Below are 21,856 nucleotides of genomic sequence, written 5' to 3'. Positions count from 1 at the left end.
AATACAGTCGATGAGGCTCAGCGGAACATCAGGGCCGAGAGCACGAAATTGAACATCAGCACCAGCAGCGATGCGTTCACCACCGCGCGGGTGGTCGCCACCGACGTGCCTTCGATGGTGGGTTCGGAATGGAAGCCGACATAAGCCGCCACCAAGGCCGAGATCGCACCGAAGACGCCAGCTTTCAGAAACGCGGAGAGGAAGTCGGTACGGAAATCGACCGCATCCTTCATCACCTGCCAGAACGTGCCGGCATCCAGGCCAATGATGTGGACCGCCTCGAACCAACTGGCGAGGATCGCGAAGCTGATGAAGAAGGCGGTGAGCAGCGGCACGCAGATCACGGCGGCCCAGAAGCGCGGCGCGACGACTTTCGCGACCGGATCGATGGCCATGAGGCCGAGCGCGGTGATCTGGTCGGTGGCGCGCATGAGACCGAGCTCCGCCGCGATGGACGAACCCGCGCGGCCGATGAACAAGAGCGCGGTCAGCACCGGGGCGAGTTCGCGATACAGGCCAAGACCCAGCATCGCACTGACCTGATTGCTGGCGCCGTAGGTGTCGAGCGCGCGATAGCCGAGCAGGATCACCGACAAACCGACAAACGCGCCGCCGACCGCAATGATCGGCAGCGAACGTCCGCCGATCTTGTAGATCTCGCGGGTCAGCTCGGCGAAGAAATCACGCGTCGGCTTGGACGCACGCAACACGGCGAGCGAAAACAGGCCCGCTTGGCCGATGGCGCGAATCAGGGCGGTCAGGTGCTTCATGCGGCGGACCTCGCGCTGCTATCGAAGGCGATGGGACCGTCGGGCTCGCCGCCGAGGAATTGTTTGACCAGCGGATCGTCGCTGCGCTCGAGTTCTTCCGGCGTGCCATCGAACACGATGCGGCCATTGGCGATCACCACCGCGTGGTCACAGACCGGCAGCGTCTCGTGCACGTGGTGGGTGACGATGATGCTGGTCAGGCCCAAGGTTTTGTTGAGCCGCGCGATCAGGCTCATGATCACGCCGGAAGCAATCGGGTCCAGGCCGGTCAGCGGCTCGTCGTAGATCATCAGCGGCGGGTCGAGCGCCAGCGCGCGGGCCAGCGCCACGCGGCGGGCCATGCCGCCGGAGAGCTCACGCGGATACAAATCCTTTGCGGCGCGCAGGCCGACGGCATGCAGCTTCATCTCGACCAAGGCGTCGATGACGTCACTCGGCAAATCCGTGTGGGTGCGCAGCGGCAAGGCAACGTTCTCGCCTGCGGTCAGGTCGGTGAGCAGACCATTGCCTTGCAGCAACACGCCTAAACGTTTGCGCATCGCCAAGAGCTCGCGGCTGCTCTGCGGCACCTTTTCGCCAAACAGGCGCACGTCACCTGTTGCCGGGACCAATTCGCCAGTCAAAGCTGCCAGCAAGGTGGATTTGCCGCTGCCGGACGGCCCCAAGACAGCCGTCACGCTGCCGGTCGGAACCGTCAGTCGGATGTCATCCAGCACGGTGCGATTGCCGCGCACAAGGCGCACGGCATCGAGGTGGACGGCAGTTTCAGCAGTCTGTGTCATGGCTGTCATAAGAACCCCAGCGTGCAAGCGTGGGGGATGGCACCTGAATGGCGGCCTGTATGGCGATCCGGAATCAAGATGGCCTTTGGGGATGCGGCATCCCTGCATCGCGTTACCATGCCCGCATGAACGCACCCGACGACAACGATAGCCGCCACGGCGTCGGCCGCACCGAGGCCGAAGCTGCGGTCCGTACCCTGCTGAAATGGGCAGGCGAAGACCCCACCCGCGAAGGCCTGCTTGATACGCCCAAGCGTGTGGTCAAGGCCTATGGCGATTGGTTCAGCGGCTACGCGATCGATCCGGACGAATACCTATCGCGCACCTTCGAGGAAGTTGGCGGTTACGACGAGATGATTGTCCTGCGCGACATCGAATACGAAAGCCACTGCGAGCACCACATGGCCCCGATCATCGGCAAAGTGCACGTCGGCTACCTGCCCAATGGCCGCGTGGTCGGTATCAGCAAATTGGCCCGGGTGGTCGATGCGTATGCACGTCGCTTCCAGGTGCAGGAGAAAATGACCGCGCAAATCGCCAATTGCATCCAGCGCGCGCTCATGCCGGCCGGCGTGGCCGTGGTGGTGGAAGGTGCGCATGAGTGCATGACCACGCGCGGCGTGCACAAGCGGGGCGTGAGCATGGTGACGTCCAGCATGTTGGGCGTATTCCGCGAAGATGCCCGCACCCGCAAGGAATTCCTCAGTTTCATCGAGGGCGGGCGTCGCTGATCGCCGCTTGACAATATCGCCCGGACAAAAACAATGGGCGATATGACATCGCCCGACCCTTACCGCATCGATACCCGATGCACCGCCTTCCTGGACGACCGCCGGATTGCTGCGGGCGAGCTTCGCCATGTCGCCCTGCGTGCTCAGCAGGCGTTGGAGGCCCAACCCGATGCGCGGCTGCTGATCTTTGACGATGCCGACGCTCGCCTGATTGACCTGGACCTGCGCGGCGGCGCGGCGGAGGTCGTGCAGCGGCTTAATCGGGGCGAAGTGCCCACCCCCAGTGGAACCGAAGTCCCTAAACGCGGCCGCGGCCGACCCAAGCTGGGCGTGGTGGCGCGCGAGGTCACCCTGTTGCCGCGCCATTGGCAGTGGCTGAGCGCGCAGCCGGGCGGCGCATCGGTGGCGCTGCGCAAATTGGTCGATGCCGCACGCGGCGAGCATGCAGCGGGCGATCAGCGGCGCGCAGCGCAGGAGCGTGCGTATCGTTTCCTGTCCTCGATGGGCGGCGATCGCCCCGGTTTCGAGGAAGCCACGCGCGCCTTGTTCGCAGGCGACAGTCTGAAATTCGATGCCGAAGTCTCGGCATGGCCCGACGACGTACGCGATCATGCGACCATGCTCGCCGCCGATGCCTGGCCGCACTGACGCCGGCCTCACTCCTTTCCGGATAACCGCATGACTTCGACGCCCGCCCCCCAGGCTCGCCGCGCCGCGCTGGTGTTCATCTTCGTCACCGTGCTGATCGACATCCTGGCGTTCGGCCTGATCATCCCGGTGCTGCCGCATCTGGTCGAAGAATTCGTCGGTGGCGATACGCGCACGGCGGCGTGGTGGGTCGGGATCTTCGGCACCGTGTTCGCGGCAATCCAGTTCTTCAGCGCGCCGATCCAAGGGGCGTTGTCCGATCGCTACGGCCGCCGGCCGGTGATCCTGCTGTCCTGTCTGGGGCTGGGCCTCGACTTCATCCTGATGGCGCTGGCGCCGAGCCTCATGTGGCTGTTCGTCGCGCGGGTGATTTCCGCGATGACCTCGGCCAGCTTCACCACCGCCAACGCCTACATCGCCGATGTCACCCCAGCGGAAAAACGTGCCGGCGCGTTCGGCATGGTGGGCATGGCATTCGGTGTCGGTTTCATCATCGGCCCGATGCTGGGCGGTTGGTTGGGCCACTTCGACCTGCGCTATCCGTTCTGGGGCGCGGCGATCCTGGCCCTGCTGAACTTCTGCTACGGCCTGTTCGTGTTGCCCGAATCGCTGCCGCCGGAACGCCGCAGCGCGCGCTTCGAGTGGAAGCAGGCCAACCCGATCGGTTCGATCAAGTTGATCCGCCAGTACCCGCAGCTGGTGGGGTTGGCGGCGATCCTCTTGCTCAGCAACCTCGCCCATTACGTGTATCCGAGCGTGTTCGTGCTGTATGCCGATTACCGTTATGGCTGGGGCCCGATGACGGTCGGCCAAGTGCTGGCGGTGGTCGGCGTGTGCTCGGCCTTGGTGCAGGGCCTCGTGGTGCGACGCATCGTGCCCAAGTTCGGCGAGACCAACACGCTGGTGCTGGGGTTGATGGCGGGTACGTTGGGGTTTGCCGCCTACGGCGCGGCGCCACTCGGCTGGCTGTTCCTGTGCGCGATCCCGTTGATGTCGCTGTGGGGCTTGGCCGGCCCGGCCGCGCAGGCGTTGGTGACCCGTGAAGTGGGGCCGGAAGTACAGGGCCGCATCCAGGGCGCGATGGCCAGCCTGATCAGCCTGGCGGGCATCCTGGGGCCGACGCTCTACACCGGTGCCTTCGCCTTGTTCATCGGCGACAAGGCGCCGATCGAGCTGCCGGGCATGCCGTGGTTCATCGCCTCGTTGTTGTTGGCGCTCGCGTTGCTGCTGGCATTGCGTCGACGCAACACGCAGGGCGTCACGGCACCTGCCGCGCCTTGAGCATCAACGGGCGGCGAGAGCTTTTCTGACGGCCGCAACGAACTGCGGATCCGGCACGCTGCCCAACTGCTCGGTGCGGGCCAGGATGCGGCCTTCGGCATCCAGCAGGACCAGTGCGCTGGTGTGGTTGAACTCGCCATCCGCCAGCTCGCGATAACGGATGCCAAGCACCCCCGCGATGGAGCGCACATCGGCGGATTGCGGTCGCAGCAATGCCCAACGCTTGAGGTCGAGCTTGCGACGCGTGGCCACCCGGGACAGCGCTGCTGGGTTGTCGCGCTTGGGATCCATGCTGATCAGGGTGATGCCAAGGCGTTGTTTCTCCGCAGGCGTGAGTTTTTTCTCGATCGCCAAACCGCTGTCGATGATGAGCGGGCAGATGTAACGGCACGAGGTATAGAACATCGACACCAGTTGAACGCGGCCACGACGACTCGCAAGCGGGGTGCTGCGCGCGGACTGGTCGGTCATCGACGCGTCGAGCTGGTACACCGAATCACGCGGCAAGGCGTGCTGCGCGAAGACGGCGATGGGCAGCAGCATCGCTGAAAGCAAGGCGATGCTGGCAAGGAAACGTTTCATTGCATTCTCCTGAGCGCTGCCGCGATCACTTCGCGCAGCGAAAACCGAGGTTCGCGGTGACATCGTTGGCCTCGAGCGAGGACAGCATCGCCACCCGCATCAGCACCGCGTAGTTGTCGCGATCATTCATCGACAGCGCGCCGGCGCCGCAGAACTTGGCCTTGTCGGCATCCCCCTGCTTGCGGTTGTCGACATCGACCAACAGCGATCCGGCATCGCCCGTCCATTCCCAAACCAAACCATGCAAATCGCGCACGCCGTAGGCGTTCGCCGCCTGCAAGCCGACCCGCGGCAACGCGCTTCGCGAGGGGCGCGCGTACCAGCCCAAGATGCGTTCGCGCCAGACCCGGTCCTTGCGTGCATCGGTGCGGGTTTCATCAGCCGCGGCGGCGTATTCCCATTCGTTCCAATCGGGCAGGCGGGCGCCTTTCGACTTGCAGTACGCATCGGCGGCGAACCAGCTGACGTTGACCACGGGCTGGTTGGGTTGGGCCTTGGCGCCGAGCGTGACGAGCCCGGCCCAGTGCTGCAGGTAGCGATCCTCCGCGAACACGGCGGCGGCGCGACCGCGTTGCCACTTGGGGTGCTTTTTCACGAATGCGAGAAAATCCGCGTTCGTCACCGCCGTTTCCATCAGCTGGAACGGTGCGGTGCGCACCAGGCTGCGATCTTCGTATTTCAGCGCGGAACGGAAGTTGCCGCCCGGCAGCCGCACCCAGCCGCCCGTGCCGGCGGCCAGCGCCATCAGGGGAAGCAGGAGCAGCGACAGGGCGGCTATGCGACGCATCGTCAGTGCGCCGCGGCCGCATCGGCGGGCTTGGCCGCGCGCGCTTTCTTGGCATCGTCGCGGGTGACTTCGCCGCCCTTGTTGCCGAAGCTGTTGAGGACATAGGTGCCGATGTTGGCGACCTCGTCATCGGTCAGCTGCACCATCGGCGGCATCACCGAGTTGTAATCCTTGCCGTTGACGGTGACCTTGCCCTGCAAGCCGTGGAGGATGATTTCCGGCAGCTTCTTCGGGTTCTTGGCGAGGTAGTCCGATCCGGCGAGCGGCGGGAATACGCCGGACATCCCCTTGCCGTCCGGGCCGTGGCAGGTCGAACACGTCCCGGCGAACAAGGTCTTGCCGGCAGCGATACGCTCATCCTTGGTGGCGTTGCCGGTCGTGGCGGCGGTGGCAACGGCGGCAGCCACCGCACCTGCCGGGGCAGAGGCGGCCTTGTCGCCCAGATAGACCTCATCCACCTCCTTGCCAGAGTAGATCGTCTTGTTCTCCGGACCATCGGCCTTGAGGATCGCCAGCGCCCCTTTGTTGAACGCGCGGAAGATGCTGTGATCGACCAGCACGTAGCTGCCCGGCACCTCCATGTGGAATTCCATCATCGCCGCGCCGCCCGCCGGGATCAGCGTGGTCTGCACGTTCTCCTGGTACTTGGTGCCGCCTTCGTACCAGACCTTGTCGAAGATCTCGCCGATGACGTGGAAGCTGGAGATGAGGTTCGGCCCGCCGTTGCCGACGTACAGGCGGACGTTTTCGCCCGTCTTCGTCTGCAGCGCCTTGTCGTTGGTGAGCGCGCCTTCGCGGCCATTGAACAGCACGTAGGTCGGGTGCTCGTCGATCGCCTTCTCCATGTCAAAGCCCTGGTGGCCTTTGTCGTGGTACTTGCCGGTCGTGTAGAAGTCGCCCTGCATCACGTAGTACTCGCGATCGACCTGGGGCAGGCCTTCCGGCGGCTCGACCAGGATCAGGCCGTACATGCCGTTGGCGATGTGCATGCCCACCGGCGCGGTGGCGCAGTGATAGACGTACAGCCCGGCGTTGAGCGCCTTGAAGGTGAACTGCGAAGCGTGGCCCGGCGCGGTGAAGCTGGACGCCGCGCCGCCGCCCGGCCCGGTCACGCCGTGCAAGTCGATGTTGTGCGGCATCTTGCTGTCCGGCATGTTGCGCAGGTGGAATTCCACCGTGTCGCCCTGGCGCACGCGGATGAAGCTGCCGGGCACGGTGCCGCCGAAGGTCCAGAACGTGTAGGTCACGCCTTCGGAAATCTCCATGTCCTTTTCGACGACATCCAGCTCCACGATCACCTTCGCCGGTGCGGTGCGGCCGGTGGCGGGCGGCACCAGCGGCGGGCTGGTCAGTACGGCCTTGACCGGCTCGCCTTGCGGCGGGCCGAAGTCGCCCTGTTGGGAGCCGCCGCTGTCGACGGCGACGACGGGTTTGTCCGCCTTGCAGCCGGCGAGTGCCAGCGAGGCGGCGATGAACAGGCAAAACATTTGGCGGCGCATTGGCAATCCCCTTGATGGATGTCGCTTCTGCAGTGAACGTTGCGCCGTCGCGTTGCCGCCCTCCCTGATTCACATCAAATTTCGAGAGCCGGCCAGCGAAGAGTTGCGTGCGATTGATCCAGATCAGGCGCATGTCCCTCATGACGCGAGCGATGGTCGCGCGGGCCCAAACAGGCTGACTGGCTGAACGGAATCGGTTCCATACCGAAGCGCATTGCGCTGTTTGCTGCCTACACTTCCGGGTTCACTCGATGCACATCGGATCCTGATGACCCGTCCCTCTGCTTTCGATCGCGACGCGCTGCTGTCCTGCGCGCGCGGCGAGATGTTCGGCCCCGGCAATGCCCGTTTGCCTGCGCCCCCCATGCTGATGTTCGATCGCATTACCGAGATCAGCGAAACCGGCGGGGCCAACGGCAAGGGCGTGATCCGCGCCGAAATGGACGTGCGTCCCGACCTGTGGTTCTTCGACTGCCACTTCGAAGGCGATCCGGTGATGCCGGGGTGCCTGGGCGTGGACGCGATGTGGCAGCTGACCGGTTTCTATCTGCCGTGGCTGGGCGAGCCTGGTCGCGGCCGCGCGCTGGGCGTTGGCGAAGTGAAATTCACCGGGCAGATCCTGCCGACGTCGAAAGTCGTGCAGTACGAGATCGATATCCGCCGCGTGCTGCGTGGCAAGTTGCGTTTGGTCATCGCCGATGGCCGCACCTTGGTCGATGGTCGCGAGATCTACACCGCCAAAGACTTGCGCGTCGGCCTGTTCCAGTCGGTGGAGGATTTTTGATGGACAGCGCTTCGCCTCGTCGCATCGTGGTCACGGGCTTCGGCATCGTCTCGCCGCTGGGCAATGATGGCGATGCGGTATCGAAGGCCCTGCGTGACGGCGTGAGCGGCATCCGCCACATGCCCGAATACGCCGAGATGGGGTTGCGCTCGCAAGTCGCCGGGGTCTGCGACATCGACCTGGACGCGTTGATCGACCGCAAGCAGAAGCGCTTCATGGGCGATGCGGCTTCGTACGCACACATCGCCATGCAACAGGCCATCGCGGATGCGGGGCTGGATGTTGCCTCGGTCAGCGATCCGCGTATCGGCGTGATCGCAGGCTCTGGTGGCGGCTCGCCCGAATGGCAGATCGCTACCGGCGACTTGATGCGCGAGAAGGGCGTGCGCAAGGTGGGCCCGTACATGGTGCCGCGCACGATGTGCAGCACGGTGTCGGCCGCACTGGCGACGGCGTTTGCGATCAAGGGCGTGAGCTATTCGCTGTCGGCGGCGTGTGCGACGTCCGCGCATTGCATCGGCGCGGCGGCCGATCTGATTCGCCATGGCGCGCAGGACATCGTGTTCGCCGGCGGCGGCGAAGAGCTGCACTGGGGCATGACCTGCCAGTTCGATGCGATGGGCGCGTTGTCCACGCACTTCAACGACACGCCTGCCGTCGCATCGCGCCCGTATGACGCCGCGCGCGATGGCTTCGTCATCGGTTCCGGTGGCGGCATGCTGGTACTGGAAGACTACGATCACGCGGTCAAGCGCGGCGCACGCATCCATGCGGAATTGCTGGGCTATGGCGTCACCAGCGACGGCGCCGACATGGTCGCGCCGAGCGGCGAGGGCGCGGTGCGCTGCATGAAAATGTCGATGCAAGGCTTGGATCGCCGCATCGACTACCTCAACACCCATGGCACCTCGACGCCGCTGGGCGATGTCACCGAACTCGGCGCCGTGCGCGAAGCATTTGGCGATGACGTGCCGCCGCTGTCATCGACCAAGGCGTTGTCGGGCCATTCGCTGGGTGCGGCCAGCGTGCATGAGGCGATCTATTGCCTGCTCATGATGCGTGACGGCTTCATGGCTGCATCGCACCACATCGACAAACTCGACGAGCGCTGCGAAGGCTTCCCGATCGTGCGCGAAACGCGCGAGGCCAAGCTCGACACGGTGATGTCGAACAGCTTCGGGTTTGGCGGCACCAACGCGACCCTGGTGTTCGGTCGCATTTGAATTCAGTCGATGCCGCGTTCAAGCAGCGCGGCCAATTTCGATTTCCACGGTGAAGGGTCGATGCTGCGTGCGGCCAGCCAGGCGGGGTCGTACCGGGTTTCGCGATAGCGCGCACCGCGATCGCACAGCAGCGTGACGATGCTGCCGCGCGCATCGGCATCGCGCATGCGCTCGGCCAGCTGCAGGCAGGCAACGAAGTTGGTGCCCGACGAGCCGCCGTATCGAACGCCCAGACGTTCTTCCAGCAATTGGATCGCCGCGATCGACGCCGCATCCGGCACTTCGATCACCGCATCGACCACATTGAACTGGAAGCTGGGCTCCACCCGCTGCCGGCCAATGCCTTCGATCACGCTGACGGTGTGCACTTCGGCTGAGCGGTCGTGGTGGGGCCAGGCTTTCGCGTACACCATGCCCTCGGGCTCCGCCACGCATAGTTGGGTCTGCAGCCCGCGATAACGCAAGTAACGACCGAGGGTGGCGGACGTGCCGCCCGTGCCGACGCCGCAGGCGACCCACGCAGGCTCGGGATGCGGCTCGCGCGCGAGTTGTCCCAGGATCGATTCGGCGATGTTGTTGTTGCCGCGCCAATCGGTAGCGCGTTCTGCCAATCCGAATTGGTCCAGGAAGCATGCTCCATCCGCGGCGATGTCGCGTGCGCGCGCCTGCGTGCACTGGCCGGGCGCCGTCAAATCGATGTGGCCACCCAGGGCGCGCACGGCTTCGATCTTGCCGGGCGCGGTGGTGTCCGGCATCACTGCAGTGAATTCCAGGCCAAGCAAGCGCGCGAACCACGCCTCGGAAATCGCCGTGCTCCCCGAAGACGCATCGACCACGGCTTGTCCGGGCCGCAACCGGCCATTGCACAGCGCATACAAATACAGCGAGCGCGCCAGGCGATGCTTCAGGCTGCCGGTTGGATGTGCGGCTTCGTCCTTGAAGTAGAAATCGATGCCGGGAAAGCCAGCAAACGTCATGTGCAGGAGATGCGTATCCGCCGAGCGGGCCGCTTCGCGTTGCAGCGTCGCGATGGCGCTGCTCGTCCACTGCCGTGCATGGACGCAACGGAGGGCGGCAGCATCAATCTGCATGGATGCTCATCATCATGAAAGGTGCGGCGCCAGCCATCCCCACGGATGGTGCAGCCGCGCAATGCCGATGATGCCGATGAATGTCGCAAGCGCCGCTAAGTAGCAGAACGTCCTTGTCTTGCGCGGAATCGCGGGGCGCATCGCGACCACACCCAGGAGGATGTAGACGACCACGTACGCCAGCTTCATCGCGAGCCAGCCATTGGCAAACATCCCCCGCGGCAACATCGTTGCCAGCATCGCGACCGAGGTGAGGAGAAAGGTGTCGATGGTGTAACTGCCGTAGCGCAACACGGTATGGCGTGGCCAGCGGGCATCAAGCAGCGCCGCGCCGCCCCGTAGGGCGAACAGCGCGCCGGAGAGCAGCACCAGGAAAACATGCAGGGACTTGATTTGCGGGTAGAACTCGATCATCGCGTGCGTATCGAATGTGGTGAATGGCCGGCATCAACCTGGGCGCTGGTCGATGCGTGGCCGCAGATAGATGCCGGCCGAGCGCAGCACCCAGGGCAGGAAAGCCAACAGCCAACCAAACGCGGCCACGGCTTGCCACAGGCCGGGATCAGGCAACACATCGGCGGTGACGCGCATCACCGACACCCCTTGCAGCGTCACGAAGGCGAACCAGCCAATACGTGGCATGGCCAGTGGGCGGCCAGAGTGGCCTTGGGTGACCCGCGTGACCATCGCGACCAGCAACGAGCCGAAGAACCCGATGTAGATCGCATGCGCTGGCCCGCGTCCTAGCAGAAAGTCGCCGGTGGTCGCATACAGCAGGCTTTGCATCGCATACAAGCCAAATGCCAGCGGCAGCCACGCAAAACCGATGAACAGAACCCACAGAAGACCGGGTGCCGATTCACGTGGCCACCAGCGCAGCAAGATATAGCTGGTCAGCAACATGAGCGGGATGTCGATCCAGAACAACGCCGCATAGGCGTGCGTCAGTTCCAGTGCCAAGTGGGTCAAGAGCATCGGCCACAACACTGCCAGCAACCACATCGGTCGCCACGGTGTGTAACCCGCCACCACGTTGCCGGCAAAGAACGGAAACATGCGATGCGCGACGGTCAGGTACACGGGCATCAGCAATCCGAACGTGCCGAGCTTGATCGCCACGAACATCCACCATGGATTGCCGTTGTGCAGGAACGTCAGCACGCACAGCAGGCCGATGAAGCCCAGCGTCATCGCGGCAAAGCATGACCATGCATGCCACGTCGGCCCCTTGCCCGCGCGCCGCTCGGCCAGCAGCGGGCGCAACAACTGGACCACGCCATAGCCCCAGCCCGCCGTGGCCATGAACAAACCGATCTGCACCCATGCCTCCAGCCCCAGCAACATGCCGCCGACCACCGCCACCTGTCCGCCGAACAAGCCCAGGCCGACCGGCAAGTAATGCCAGCGATGAAGCTCGGGCAACCCCATCCAGCGCGGGAACACCGTCAGCAAAAAGCCGAACATGAAAGGCGGCAGCAGTTGGTATTGCATGACGATGGCGTGCACCCAACCGGCGAACAACGGCGCTTCGGGCAGCCATCCAAGCTGCCATCGTGCATCGGCCAGCCACAGCGCCCACCAGGACATGGCCAACAAGACATTGATCGCGCCCACGAAGAACAACAACCGATGTGGCGCTGCTGCCAGCAGGCGGGGATCGAGGGACGTCGTGCGGCGCGGAGGCAGGCTCATGCCGGAAGCATCGATGAAGCGACGGGTCCTTGCCTTGATCGAGGTCAGAACGATTTGTCTGGAGCCGCTCTCGTCCTGGCTGGTGCGCACAAAAAAACGGCCGGGGATCCCTCCCCGGCCGTTCCCCGGTCAGCCTCATGCCAGCCTTCCGGGGCTCATTGGATCAGAGTGCGTCCTGCTGGATGGAGTGTTTGATGTCCTTCGCCGTGGTCGTGTCCAACGCCGGATCGACCTTCGGCATGATCCAGTGGCGCAGCACGAACCACGCCAGCAAGACTGCGCCAACACTGAAGATCACGTCGCCCGGCATTCGCATCCACACCAGTACGTCGATGATCGGCTTGCCCATGAATTCGGCGGAGCGCGCGTACCAGTAGCCGTTTTCCAGTGCGGCCTGCAGTTGCAAGGTGCCGAGCGGCAGCAAGGTGATCAGCGCCATCAAGGCGAGACCGATGTTGAAGCACCAGAACGAGGCTTTCAGCAAGCCCGGGTGCCACAAGGCATCGGGCTTGAGGCCGCGCAGGCAGAACAGCATCAGGCCGATCCCGAGCATCCCGTACACGCCGAACAACGCGGTGTGGCCGTGCAGCGGGGTCAGGTTGAGCCCTTGCATGTAGTACAGCGCAATCGGCGTGTTGATGAGGAAACCGAACAGGCCTGCGCCTACCAGGTTCCAGAAGCTCACCGCCATGAAGAACATGATCGGCCAGCGATAGCGCGCCATCCAGGGCACCGCGCGGCTATGGCTCCAGGTCTCGTATGCCTCAAGGCCGATCAGCGCCAGCGGCACCACTTCGAGCGCGGAGAAGCTCGCACCAAGCGCGACTGCCGCCGTCGTCGTGCCGGCGAAGTAGAGGTGATGGAACATGCCCAGCACGCCGCCTGCCATGTACACGATGGTGGCAAACAACACGTTGATCGTGGCCGACTTGCCGCGGATGAGGCCGAGCTTCACGAACAGGAAGCTGATCACCGCGACCGCGAAGACTTCGAAGAAGCCCTCCACCCACAGATGCACCACCCACCAGCGCCAGTACTCGACCATCGAGATATGCGTGTGCTCGCCCCACATGAGGCCAGCGCCGTAGAACAGGCCAATCGCGATGGTGGAGAGGAACATCAAGCCGACGATGGACGACATTTCATCGCGACGCTTGAGCGCAGGCCACAACGCGCGACCGACCAAGGTCAACCACAACAACAGGCCGATGAACAGGAACGCCTGCCAGAAGCGTCCGATATCGACATATTCCCAGCCCTGATGACCGAACCAGAAGTTGTGTTCCAGACCCATCTTCTGCATCACCGCGAACCATTGCCCGGTGAACGCGCCGACCACGATGATCAGCAAGCACACGAACAGGAAGTTGACGCCGAGGCGCTGGAATTTCGGCTCATGCCCGGAAATCGCGGGCGCAATGTAGAGGCCGGTGCCGAGCCACGCCGTGGCGATCCACAGCACCGCGAGCTGCGTATGCCAACTGCGCGTCAACGAGTACGGCAGGATGTCGGCGATGGCGAAGCCGTAGGCTTCTTGGCCTTCGACCTGATAGTGCGCGGTGGTCGCGCCGAGCAGGATCTGTACGAGGAACAGCGCGATCACGATCCAGAAATACTTGGCGGTCGCCTTCATCGACGGCGTGATCGTGAGGCCCTTCAGCGGGTCCGTCGCGGGCGGCGTTACTGGCGCTTCCTTGCCGTGATAGGCGGCGTAGTGCCATGCAAGCAAGCCGATGCCGCCGATCATGAAGAGGATCGAGAACATCGACCACATGAAGGTGCCGGAGGTCGGCGTGTTGCCGATCATCGGCTCGTACGGCCAGTTGTTGGTGTAGGTGCGCGCTTCACCTTCGCGATCGGTGCTGGCCGCCCAGGACGTCCAGAAGAAGAACGCGGTCAGGGCGCGACGATGTTCCGCGTCGGGCACGGTGTTGTTCTTCATCGCATAGGTTTCGCGCAGGTCAGCGGTGGCCGGATCGTTGGAGAACAGGCTGATGTAGTGCGCGGCCACCTGCGCGATCGCCTGCGCACGCAGGTCGCTTACGCGGATGTCGCCGGTCGCCGCATCATAGGTATTGGTGCGGAACTGCGGTTTGAGCGCTGCCTGCACGCGGGTTTTTTCAACCTCGTCCAACATCGCATAGGGTTCACCCGTGTTGGCGCGGGAATCGAGCTCGGCCAGTGCTTCGGCTTCGCGATGCAGCCAGTCGGCCGACCAGTCGGGGGCGATCAGGGCGCCATGGCCCCAGATGGAGCCCAGCTGCTGGCCGCCGGCGCTTTGCCAGACCTGGCGTCCACGTTCGATGTCGGCGCGGGTGTAGAGCACCTGGCCGTTGGCGGCGACCACGCGATTGGGAATGGGCGGCGCGGTCTGGTGCAGATCCGCGCCCAGCCACAACATGACGCCGAAACTGGCGATGAGCAGCGCTGCCAATCCCAGCCAGAGTTTTTTGGTGGTGGACATGATGAAGACACCCTCCTTTGGGTTGTCGTCATCCTCGTCCTGCGCCTTGGCCGGCGCGCTGATTCAGATCAAGTGAAGGGGGCTGCGATCAGTCGCGCAGGATGTCGCGCGCCAGCGCGTGCAAGCCGTCCATGTCAAGGATCTCGAAATCGCGGCGATCCACCTGCAGGATGCCCTCGGACTGGAAGCGGCGCAGCACGCGGCTGACCGTTTCCGGGGCTAGGCTCAGGTAATTGGCGATGTCGGTACGTGGCATCGCCAAATGGAATCGTTGCGCCGAATAGCCACGTTGCGCGTAGCGGCGCGACAGCGATAGCAGGAACGCGGCCATGCGTTCATCGGCGCTGAAATCGCCCGCCAGCAAATGCGCCTTGCCGATGTCGGCCGACAGCAGGCGGAACAGCTGTTGCTGCAGCCCGGGCATGCGGGTGGCCAGCATCGCCATCTTGGGGAAGGAGAAGCGGCACAGCATCACCGTGTTCAGCGCGACCGCATTGCAGGGGTAGCGCTCGCTGTGGATTGCATTGAGGCCGATGATCTCGCCCGGCAAGTAGAAGCCCAATACTTTCTCACGGCCGTGGGTATCGGTGACGTAGGTCTTGACCATGCCGGCGCGAACCGCGGCGATTGCATTGAAGGGATCGCCTTCGCGGAACAGCTCGCTGCCTTCGGGGAACGGGCCGACGTGATCGACCAGCACATGCAGCTCCTGCAGGCTGGCCTTGTCGTAACCCTGGGAGATGCAGGCGCTGGAGAACGCGCACGTGCTGCAGAAGTTCAGCGCATCCCCGTCATCGGCCATACCGGGGTCGGGACGCGCATGCCGGAGCGAGCGCGTCATGTCGCCGCCCTCCATGCACACGGCGTCAGATCGCTTTGGAGAAGCGCGGCGTTTGCGCGGCAGGGGAGAGATAGGCATCGAAGCACATCGCAATGATACGCAGCAGGAAACGACCTTGCGACGTGACCTGGATGACGCCGCGTTGCAGCACTACCAACCCTTCGCCGACCAGCGGCTGCAGCTGTTCCAGCGCCTCGGAGAAATAGTCGTCGAAATCGATGTCGAAGCGGCGCTCGAAGCGGGATTTGTCGATGCGTCCCTGGCACATCAGTTGCTGGATCACCTCGCCGCGGAGCACATCGTCATCGCTCATGCGCAAGCCGCGCCACACCGGCAACTTGCCCTCGTCGATCGCCAGCTCCCACTCCGGCAAGGTGCGCGGGTTCTGGCTAAAGGTATCGCCGACGTGGCTGATCGACGACACGCCCAGGCCGACCAGATCGCTGTCGGCATGCGTGGTGTAGCCCATGAAATTGCGATGCAGTCCCCCGCGTGCCTGCGCGAGCGCGAGCTCGTCGTCGGGCAGGGCGAAATGGTCCATGCCGACATAGACGTAACCCGCATCGACCAATCGCGCGATGGCGAGATGCAGCAGGGCGATCTTGGTTTCGGCCGAAGGCAGGTCATAGGCGTTGAGCTGGCGCTGGGCTTTGAACAGCTCCGGCAGGTGCGCGTAGCTGTAGACGGCAAGACGATCCGGGCGGATATCGATGACGGTATCGAGCGTTTTCGAGAAACCTTCGACCGTTTGCTTGGGCAGGCCATGGATCAGGTCGATGTTGACCGAGTGGAAACCATGCTCGCGGCAGGCATCGACAACCGCGCGGGTTTCCTCGACGCTTTGCACGCGATTGACCGCTGCCTGCACGTCGGGATCGAAGTCCTGCACGCCTAGGCTTGCGCGGTTGAAACCGATGGCCGTCAGCGCGCCGATGTCATCCGGGGTGACGAAGCGCGGATCGAGCTCGATCGAAATGTCCCGGTCGGGCGCATCGGAGAAACGGAAGTGCCGACGCATTTCGTCGACGATGTCGCGCAGCTCCGCGGGATTGAAGAAGTTCGGCGTACCGCCGCCGAAATGCAGCTGGATCACCTCCCGATCGCGATCGAAGAGCCCCGCCATCAGGCCGATCTCGCGCTTGAGCCGTGCGATGTAGGGCGCGCTGCGGGCCTTGTCGCGGGTGATGATGCGGTTGCAGCCGCAGTAGAAACACGGACTCATGCAGTACGGCACGTGCACGTACAGCGACAGCCGGCGCGGGATGGGATCGCCGTTGCTGGCGGTGATCGCCTCGCGCAGCGCAGGTTCGCCAAAGTCGGCGGCGAAATGCGGGGCAGTCGGATAAGAGGTGTACCGCGGGCCGGGCCGGTCGTGGCGGCGCAGCAAGTCGGCGGCGATGGGCGCAGTTGGGCTCATGCCAAGGAGACTGCCGCAGTCGTCTGGCAGCCTCCTTGATGCGGATCAATTCCCGCGTTGCGGGATGGCGTGCTTCAGCCGCAAGTGAGCCGGGTGATGACGCGCTGGCCATCGACCATGATGTTCAGGCGATCGCCGCGATAGTCCATGGTGGCGACATCGCCCGGGCCGAGCACGCGCACGCTGTTGGCGCCAGTGGCCTTGCGGGCGGCCTCGGTCACGCCGTGGTCCGCGCGCTTGCCTACATATGCATTGGCTGGGGCGATGTTGCAGCTCACCGGCGGGGCGGGTTCAGGAGTCGGGGTGGCAGCGCAAGCGGCCAACAAGCCGGAGAACAGCGGAAGCATCAGTAGCGACGTGCGCATCGGTGGGTCCATCCAGGAGAGAGCCGCGAGCATCGCATTCATCATGTTGCGCCGGGGTCAACGCAGCCGGGCAAGGCCCACGAACGTGACCGATGCGGCATCGACCATGGCTTTCGGCAGGGGTGCCTGCGCCGTGCGTGGGTAGGATGGAAGATTGCCCAGCCGGAGTCGTTCATGAAGCACCCCTTGTGCCCTCTCGTCGCGGCCATCGCCTTCGCATTTGCCGCCAGCGCCCACGCCCAAGTGCCGGAACCACGCGATGTGCCCTATGCGCCCGGCCCGATCACGGTGGAAGTGGATGCGACCAATCTGGGCCAACGCATCATGCGGGTGCGCGAAACGATCCCGGTCGCACCGGGCAAGCTGACCCTGCTGTATCCGGAATGGCTGCCCGGCAACCACGCGCCGCGCGGGCCGATCGACAAGCTGGCCGGCATCCAGTTCAGCGCCGGTGGCCAGAAGTTGGCGTGGAAGCGTGATCCCGCGGATGTCTACGCTTTCCATCTGGAGATTCCCCAAGGCGTGTCGAGCATCACCGCGGACTACCACTACCTGACGCCGACCGATTCCTCGCAGGGGCGCGTGGTGATGACGCCGTCGATGCTCAACCTGCAATGGAACGCGGTGTTGTTGTATCCGGCGGGCCATTACGGGCAGCAGATCGAGTTCCGTCCCAGCGTGAAGTATCCGAGTGGCTGGCAGGCCGGCACCGCGCTGGATGTGCAATCGAAGAACGGCGACACCATCGTGTACAAGCCGGTTGCGCTCGACATCCTGGCCGATTCCCCGGTCTACGCAGGCCGCTACTTCAAGCAGATCGATTTGACGCCGGCCGGCAAGCGCCCGGTGCGCTTGAATGTGGTCGCAGATGACCCGAAACAACTGGAAACGAAACCCGAGCACATCGCCCAACACAAGGTGCTGGTGGAGCAGGCACTGAAGCTGTTCGGCAGCGAGCATTACGACCACTACGACTTCCTGCTTTCGTTATCGGACCAGATGGCGGGCAACGGCCTGGAGCATCAGCGTTCCAGCGAGAACGGTGAGGATGTCGGCTACTTCAAGGACTGGAAAGAGAAGGAAGGCGGCGGTGACCTGCTGCCGCACGAGATGACGCATAGCTGGAACGGCAAGTACCGCCGCCCGGCCGATCAGTTCGTGCCCAACCTCAACACGAAACTCGAGGATTCACTGCTCTGGGTGTACGAGGGCCAGACGCAGTACTGGGGCAATGTGCTCGCCGCGCGCTCCAAGCTGCGGCCGATGGATCGCTCGCGCGACACGCTGGCGATGGTCGTCGCGACCTATCAGGACAACCGGCCGGGCCTCGCGTGGCGCAACGTGCTCGACACTACCAACGACCCGATCATTTCCGCGCGTCGCCCGAAGCCGTATCGCAACTATCAATTGTCCGAGGATTACTACAGCGCGGGCCAGCTGATCTGGCTGGGTGCGGACGCGCTGATCCGCGAGGAAACCGGTGGCAAGAAATCGCTGGACGATTTCGCCCGCACCTTCTTCGGCGTCAACGACGGTCAGTGGGAAGTGCCTGCGCCCTACACCTTCGACGACGTGGTCGCCGCGCTCAATGCCGTGCATCCGCATGACTGGAAGACGTACCTGTCCGATCGCATCGAAGGTCGCGTGCCGTTTGCGAGCAGCATCGAATCCACCGGCTGGCGGCTGGTTTACAAGGACGAGCCCAATGCCGCGGCCAAGGCCGGCAAGCGCACCGATGGCGACTTCGTCTACTCGCTGGGCCTGTCCTTGTCGAAGGAAGGCAAGGTAAGTGACACGCGATGGGACAGCCCGGCCTTCAACGCCGGCATCGGCACCGGGATGACGGTCGTCGCCGTGAACGACGTCGAATACAGCAGCGATGCCTTGGCCGAAGCCGTGCGCGGCGCGAAAGGCGGGAAGACGCCGATTCGATTGTTGGTGAAGGATTTCAATCGCTACCGCGACATCAGCATCGACTATCACGGCGGCCTGCGTTACCCGGCGCTGGAGCGCATCGAAGGCAAGCGGGACTGGTTGACGCCGATCTTTACCGCGCGCAAATAAGCAAAACGCAGCGGGGCGGCGCGGGCTCACCGCGCCATCACCCGGGCGCGTTATCGTCGAGGCATGAATACGGCGATGTCATGGGGATGCGCGATCGGGCTGTGCCTGGGCCTGTCCCTATGCGCGCCCGTGGCGGAGGCGGCGAAGAAGAAGGCCGCGCCGGCGACGATGGAATCGCGCGTCGTGCGGCCGGGCAGTTATGTCTGGCAACCCGAGCGATCGCCCGATGGCGCGGTGCTGGTGGTGGTCAGCCTGCCCGAGCAACGCGCGCACATCTATCGCGGCGGCAAGCGCATTGGCCTGACCACCGTGAGTACGGGCAGCGAGGGACGCGACACGCCCGCGGGGCATTTCGAGATTCTGCAAAAGCGCGTCGTCCATCACTCCAATCTGTATGACGACGCGCCGATGCCCTTCATGCAGCGTCTGACCTGGGACGGCATCGCGTTGCATGCGGGCGCGGTGCCGGGCTATCCGGCCTCGCATGGCTGCATTCGCCTGCCGCGCAAGTTGGCCGAGCAGCTGTTCGCAATCACCGACATCGGCACCCGGGTGATCGTCGCGGATGAGCACGAGTACGCCGAAGTCACGTATCCCGGCGACGCCGCCCCGGTGGATGCGCTGACCGGCGCCTACATCTTCCCGGATGCGCCGCCGCCCCCACCGCCGGCAGAACCGCCCAGCCAGCGGGTGACGGTGATGGGCGATGGACGCGTAGTGCGGGTGGAAGGCGCCGGAGCGACATCGTCCCCCGGTGCCGTGGTGGTCCCGGCCCCGACCGCCAACCCCACCGGGTCCGGCTACCAGCCCTACTCGGCCCCGGTGACCGACCCGGCCAAGCGCGTACCGCCGCCTGCAAAGCCCTGATTGAGGCGGCATCGAGGGCCTTCCGCCCTTTGATATCCAGAAAAATGAACACGGCTGACTGAATACGCAAATCCTGAATGAGCCAGCCGAATCACGGCGTATTCATGCAAATCAAGAAGTTATGCATGTATCGTCGCCCGAATGAAAAGACTTCACGCCGTCTTCATCGCGCTGACTGCCTCCACCCTGGCCAGTTGCTCCAGCACCCCGCAGCGCGAAACGGCCGCCATCCCTAAACCTGTGCAAGCCGCGCCGGTGCAGGTAGATCCGGACCAGGCGCTGCTGGCGAAATTGCAGCGCCTCGCCCCGACCGCCGACCCGGGCGTGCTCGCCTTGGCGGTGGAAGCGCGTGCCTGCGCGGTCGCTTCGGGGGAGGTCGCGCCCGAGACGCGTCTTGCCGTCATCGATTATTCCCGCCCGTCCACCGACAAGCGCCTGTGGGTGTTTGACCTGGCCAACGAACGCCTGATGTTCAACGAATACGTCAGTCACGGCCAGGGCAGCGGTGACAACTACGCCACCCGTTTCTCTAATGTGGAAGGCAGCTTTGCGACCAGCCTGGGCCTTTATCGCACCGCCGAAACCTACTATGGCAGCAACGGCTACTCGATGCGCATGGATGGGCTGGATGCCGGCTTCAACGACAACGCGCGCATGCGTGCGATCGTCATGCACGGTGCGTGGTACGCGAATCCGGATTTGATCCAGCGCCAAGGACGCCTCGGTCGCAGCCAAGGCTGCCCGGCCTTGCGCGAAGGCATCGCGCGCCAGGTGATCGACAGTTTGAAGGGCGACCAGCTGGTGTTCTCCTACGCCGATGATGCGCCGTGGCTGGAGCGCTCGCGCCAGTTCGGTTGTCGCGGCAAGAGTGCACGCCAGGTGCTGGCCTCCGCCCGCGCGGTGCGCAATGGCAGCTTGCCGGTGATGGCGACCGCGGTGCCCTGATTTTCTCGCGTTGCGTAAAGAATCACGGCCCGCATGCGGGCCGTTTTGTTTGGGTCGATGTCGCTTCGTTCAAGCGAACACGGCGGCCTGCTTGGGTGCGGGCAGCGCGGCTTGGATCATAGCGTTGAAACCAAGCGATAGGGTGGCGAAGCCGGCCTCGGTCGGATGGATTTCATCGAACCAGAAATCGCGGCCCAGGCTTGCGTCGAGCGATGAAAAATCCGCGAAGGTAAACAGTCCGCGGAAATCCTCGCGGCTGGGTACCAGCACCTGATCGCGGAAGCCATCGACCAACAATAAACGTGCGAAGCGAGCGGCCTCGGCCTTGCTGCCTAGCACCGGGCGCATCGTCGGCCACAACCACGGGCCCACCGCACCGATGAAAGGCGCGATCAGCCCCAGAGATTTGATATCGACCTGTCCCCGCTCGCCGATCGCATCCACATGCAATGGCACATAGGTGTGGCCGACGACGCGAAACTGCCGACCAATCTGCTGCATCGGGGTGAGTAGCGTTGTGTATCGACCGCGCAGGCGCTCGAATATGCCGTCATCGACCACGCGTCGGAATGCGCGCTCGGCATCCATGCGCCCGCTACTTGCGAATACGCGTTGCAGGTTTGCGCCCAGACAATCATTGCCACCGATGCTGACGCACAAGAGATCAAAGTCGCGGACGGCGAAACGCGCGGCGTTGTCGGCGCAGCGCGAGGGCGTGCACATCTCCGCCGCGCTGAGCCCCGGGCCGCCCAGCCGTATCGACATCCCTTCGATTCGGGCAAAGCTGTTCCAGTAGAGGTTCTTGTACAGCGGCGTGCTGAACCACGAGTCGCCCCAGTAGGCGATCAGCGGGCGGGTGCGCAGGTATTCGCGCCAGCGCCGGCGCTCCACGCTGCGAGGTGGTCCGCTGGCAGCATAGAGTTGTTGCCAGTTGTCGTAGATGCGCTTGAGGGGCATCGGCGGTCTCCCGCGGCCTGGGCGCGCAACCCCCTGTCTTGCGCGACGATGCGGGGCCACCGCATC

The 21,856-nt window shown here is 64.3% G+C and carries 21 protein-coding genes; 8 read left to right on the top strand and 13 right to left on the bottom strand.

What is annotated here, in order from left to right:
• Positions 1–17 precede the first annotated feature (17 nt).
• The gene (locus tag BW989_RS04490) at positions 18–770 is read right to left on the bottom strand and encodes an MlaE family lipid ABC transporter permease subunit (protein WP_076585787.1); all 753 of its coding nucleotides are present in this window, start codon (positions 768–770) and stop codon (positions 18–20) included.
• Positions 767–1,552, bottom strand: coding sequence for an ABC transporter ATP-binding protein (locus tag BW989_RS04485; protein ID WP_076586445.1), 786 nt, complete (start codon positions 1,550–1,552; stop codon positions 767–769). Before BW989_RS04485 ends, BW989_RS04490 begins: the two co-directional genes overlap by 4 nt.
• A 125-nt stretch (positions 1,553–1,677) precedes the next feature.
• Between BW989_RS04485 and folE the strand changes: the two genes are divergently transcribed.
• Genes folE through BW989_RS04470 form a run of 3 tightly spaced genes read left to right on the top strand, consistent with a single transcriptional unit; the run spans position 1,678 to position 4,212 of the window.
• Positions 1,678–2,283, top strand: coding sequence for a GTP cyclohydrolase I FolE (gene folE, locus BW989_RS04480; RefSeq protein ID WP_076586443.1), 606 nt, complete (start codon positions 1,678–1,680; stop codon positions 2,281–2,283).
• A gap of 42 nt (positions 2,284–2,325) precedes the next feature.
• Positions 2,326–2,931, top strand: coding sequence for a DUF2239 family protein (locus BW989_RS04475; RefSeq protein ID WP_076586441.1), 606 nt, complete (start codon positions 2,326–2,328; stop codon positions 2,929–2,931).
• Positions 2,932–2,961: 30 nt separating this feature from the next.
• A complete protein-coding gene (locus BW989_RS04470; RefSeq protein ID WP_076585785.1) occupies positions 2,962–4,212 on the top strand; it encodes a TCR/Tet family MFS transporter in 1,251 nt (416 codons plus the stop codon).
• A 3-nt stretch (positions 4,213–4,215) separates the two neighbouring features.
• On the opposite strand, the gene BW989_RS04465 is transcribed toward BW989_RS04470, so the two are convergent.
• From BW989_RS04465 to nirK, 3 genes are read right to left on the bottom strand one after another with little or no spacing between them, the layout of a single operon-like run.
• On the bottom strand, positions 4,216–4,794 hold the full coding sequence (locus BW989_RS04465; RefSeq protein ID WP_076585783.1) for an SCO family protein: 579 nt from the start codon (positions 4,792–4,794) through the stop codon (positions 4,216–4,218).
• Between the two features lie 25 nt (positions 4,795–4,819).
• Entirely contained in the window at positions 4,820–5,581 is a 762-nt protein-coding gene (locus tag BW989_RS04460; RefSeq protein ID WP_076585781.1) for a formylglycine-generating enzyme family protein, read from the bottom strand.
• A 2-nt stretch (positions 5,582–5,583) separates the two neighbouring features.
• The gene (gene nirK / locus BW989_RS04455; protein ID WP_076585779.1) at positions 5,584–7,080 is read right to left on the bottom strand and encodes a copper-containing nitrite reductase; all 1,497 of its coding nucleotides are present in this window, start codon (positions 7,078–7,080) and stop codon (positions 5,584–5,586) included.
• Between the two features lie 268 nt (positions 7,081–7,348).
• Here nirK and fabA point away from each other — a divergent pair, with 268 nt between their 5' ends.
• Together fabA and fabB are read left to right on the top strand one after the other, a co-directional pair.
• Positions 7,349–7,864 carry a 3-hydroxyacyl-[acyl-carrier-protein] dehydratase FabA gene (gene fabA / locus BW989_RS04450; protein WP_076585777.1) on the top strand — a complete coding sequence of 172 codons (516 nt, stop codon included), beginning with the start codon at positions 7,349–7,351 and terminating at the stop codon, positions 7,862–7,864.
• Entirely contained in the window at positions 7,864–9,087 is a 1,224-nt protein-coding gene (gene fabB, locus BW989_RS04445; protein WP_076585775.1) for a beta-ketoacyl-ACP synthase I, read from the top strand. The genes fabA and fabB overlap by 1 nt, the downstream gene beginning before the upstream one ends.
• 2 nt (positions 9,088–9,089) lie before the next feature.
• Here the strand turns inward: fabB and BW989_RS04440 are convergent, their stop codons facing one another.
• The 7 genes from BW989_RS04440 to BW989_RS04410 all read right to left on the bottom strand — a co-directional run bounded on the left by BW989_RS04440 (position 9,090) and on the right by BW989_RS04410 (position 16,957).
• Positions 9,090–10,178 carry a PLP-dependent cysteine synthase family protein gene (locus tag BW989_RS04440; protein ID WP_076585773.1) on the bottom strand — a complete coding sequence of 363 codons (1,089 nt, stop codon included), beginning with the start codon at positions 10,176–10,178 and terminating at the stop codon, positions 9,090–9,092.
• A 12-nt stretch (positions 10,179–10,190) separates the two neighbouring features.
• Positions 10,191–10,592: a SirB2 family protein gene (locus BW989_RS04435; RefSeq protein WP_076585771.1), complete on the bottom strand. Its 402-nt coding sequence runs from the start codon at positions 10,590–10,592 to the stop codon at positions 10,191–10,193.
• A 33-nt stretch (positions 10,593–10,625) separates the two neighbouring features.
• The gene (locus BW989_RS04430) at positions 10,626–11,870 is read right to left on the bottom strand and encodes an NnrS family protein (RefSeq protein WP_076586439.1); all 1,245 of its coding nucleotides are present in this window, start codon (positions 11,868–11,870) and stop codon (positions 10,626–10,628) included.
• A gap of 163 nt (positions 11,871–12,033) precedes the next feature.
• Complete coding sequence (locus BW989_RS04425; protein ID WP_076585769.1) at positions 12,034–14,334, bottom strand: nitric-oxide reductase large subunit; 2,301 nt, start codon at positions 14,332–14,334, stop codon at positions 12,034–12,036.
• Positions 14,335–14,422: 88 nt separating this feature from the next.
• A complete protein-coding gene (locus tag BW989_RS04420) occupies positions 14,423–15,175 on the bottom strand; it encodes a helix-turn-helix domain-containing protein (RefSeq protein WP_207551614.1) in 753 nt (250 codons plus the stop codon).
• A 25-nt stretch (positions 15,176–15,200) separates the two neighbouring features.
• Positions 15,201–16,592, bottom strand: a complete 1,392-nt coding sequence (hemN, locus tag BW989_RS04415; protein WP_076585765.1) for an oxygen-independent coproporphyrinogen III oxidase — start codon at positions 16,590–16,592, stop codon at positions 15,201–15,203.
• Between the two features lie 74 nt (positions 16,593–16,666).
• Complete coding sequence (locus tag BW989_RS04410) at positions 16,667–16,957, bottom strand: I78 family peptidase inhibitor (protein ID WP_076586437.1); 291 nt, start codon at positions 16,955–16,957, stop codon at positions 16,667–16,669.
• 174 nt (positions 16,958–17,131) lie between these two features.
• Here BW989_RS04410 and BW989_RS04405 point away from each other — a divergent pair, with 174 nt between their 5' ends.
• The 3 genes from BW989_RS04405 (at position 17,132) to BW989_RS04395 (ending at position 20,833) form a co-directional block, all read left to right on the top strand.
• A complete protein-coding gene (locus tag BW989_RS04405) occupies positions 17,132–19,021 on the top strand; it encodes a M61 family metallopeptidase (protein WP_076585763.1) in 1,890 nt (629 codons plus the stop codon).
• A 63-nt stretch (positions 19,022–19,084) separates the two neighbouring features.
• A complete protein-coding gene (locus BW989_RS04400) occupies positions 19,085–19,888 on the top strand; it encodes a L,D-transpeptidase family protein (protein WP_076585761.1) in 804 nt (267 codons plus the stop codon).
• 129 nt (positions 19,889–20,017) lie between these two features.
• The gene (locus BW989_RS04395) at positions 20,018–20,833 is read left to right on the top strand and encodes a murein L,D-transpeptidase catalytic domain family protein (RefSeq protein WP_425476646.1); all 816 of its coding nucleotides are present in this window, start codon (positions 20,018–20,020) and stop codon (positions 20,831–20,833) included.
• Between the two features lie 69 nt (positions 20,834–20,902).
• Here the strand turns inward: BW989_RS04395 and BW989_RS04390 are convergent, their stop codons facing one another.
• On the bottom strand, positions 20,903–21,790 hold the full coding sequence (locus BW989_RS04390; RefSeq protein WP_076585757.1) for a hypothetical protein: 888 nt from the start codon (positions 21,788–21,790) through the stop codon (positions 20,903–20,905).
• Positions 21,791–21,856: the final 66 nt, after the last annotated feature.

This window comes from Solilutibacter tolerans (assembly GCF_900155935.1).
GTDB lineage: Bacteria > Pseudomonadota > Gammaproteobacteria > Xanthomonadales > Xanthomonadaceae > Solilutibacter > Solilutibacter tolerans.
Note: the sequence above shows the minus strand (reverse complement) of the source record. Positions and strands in the feature narration are given on the sequence as shown.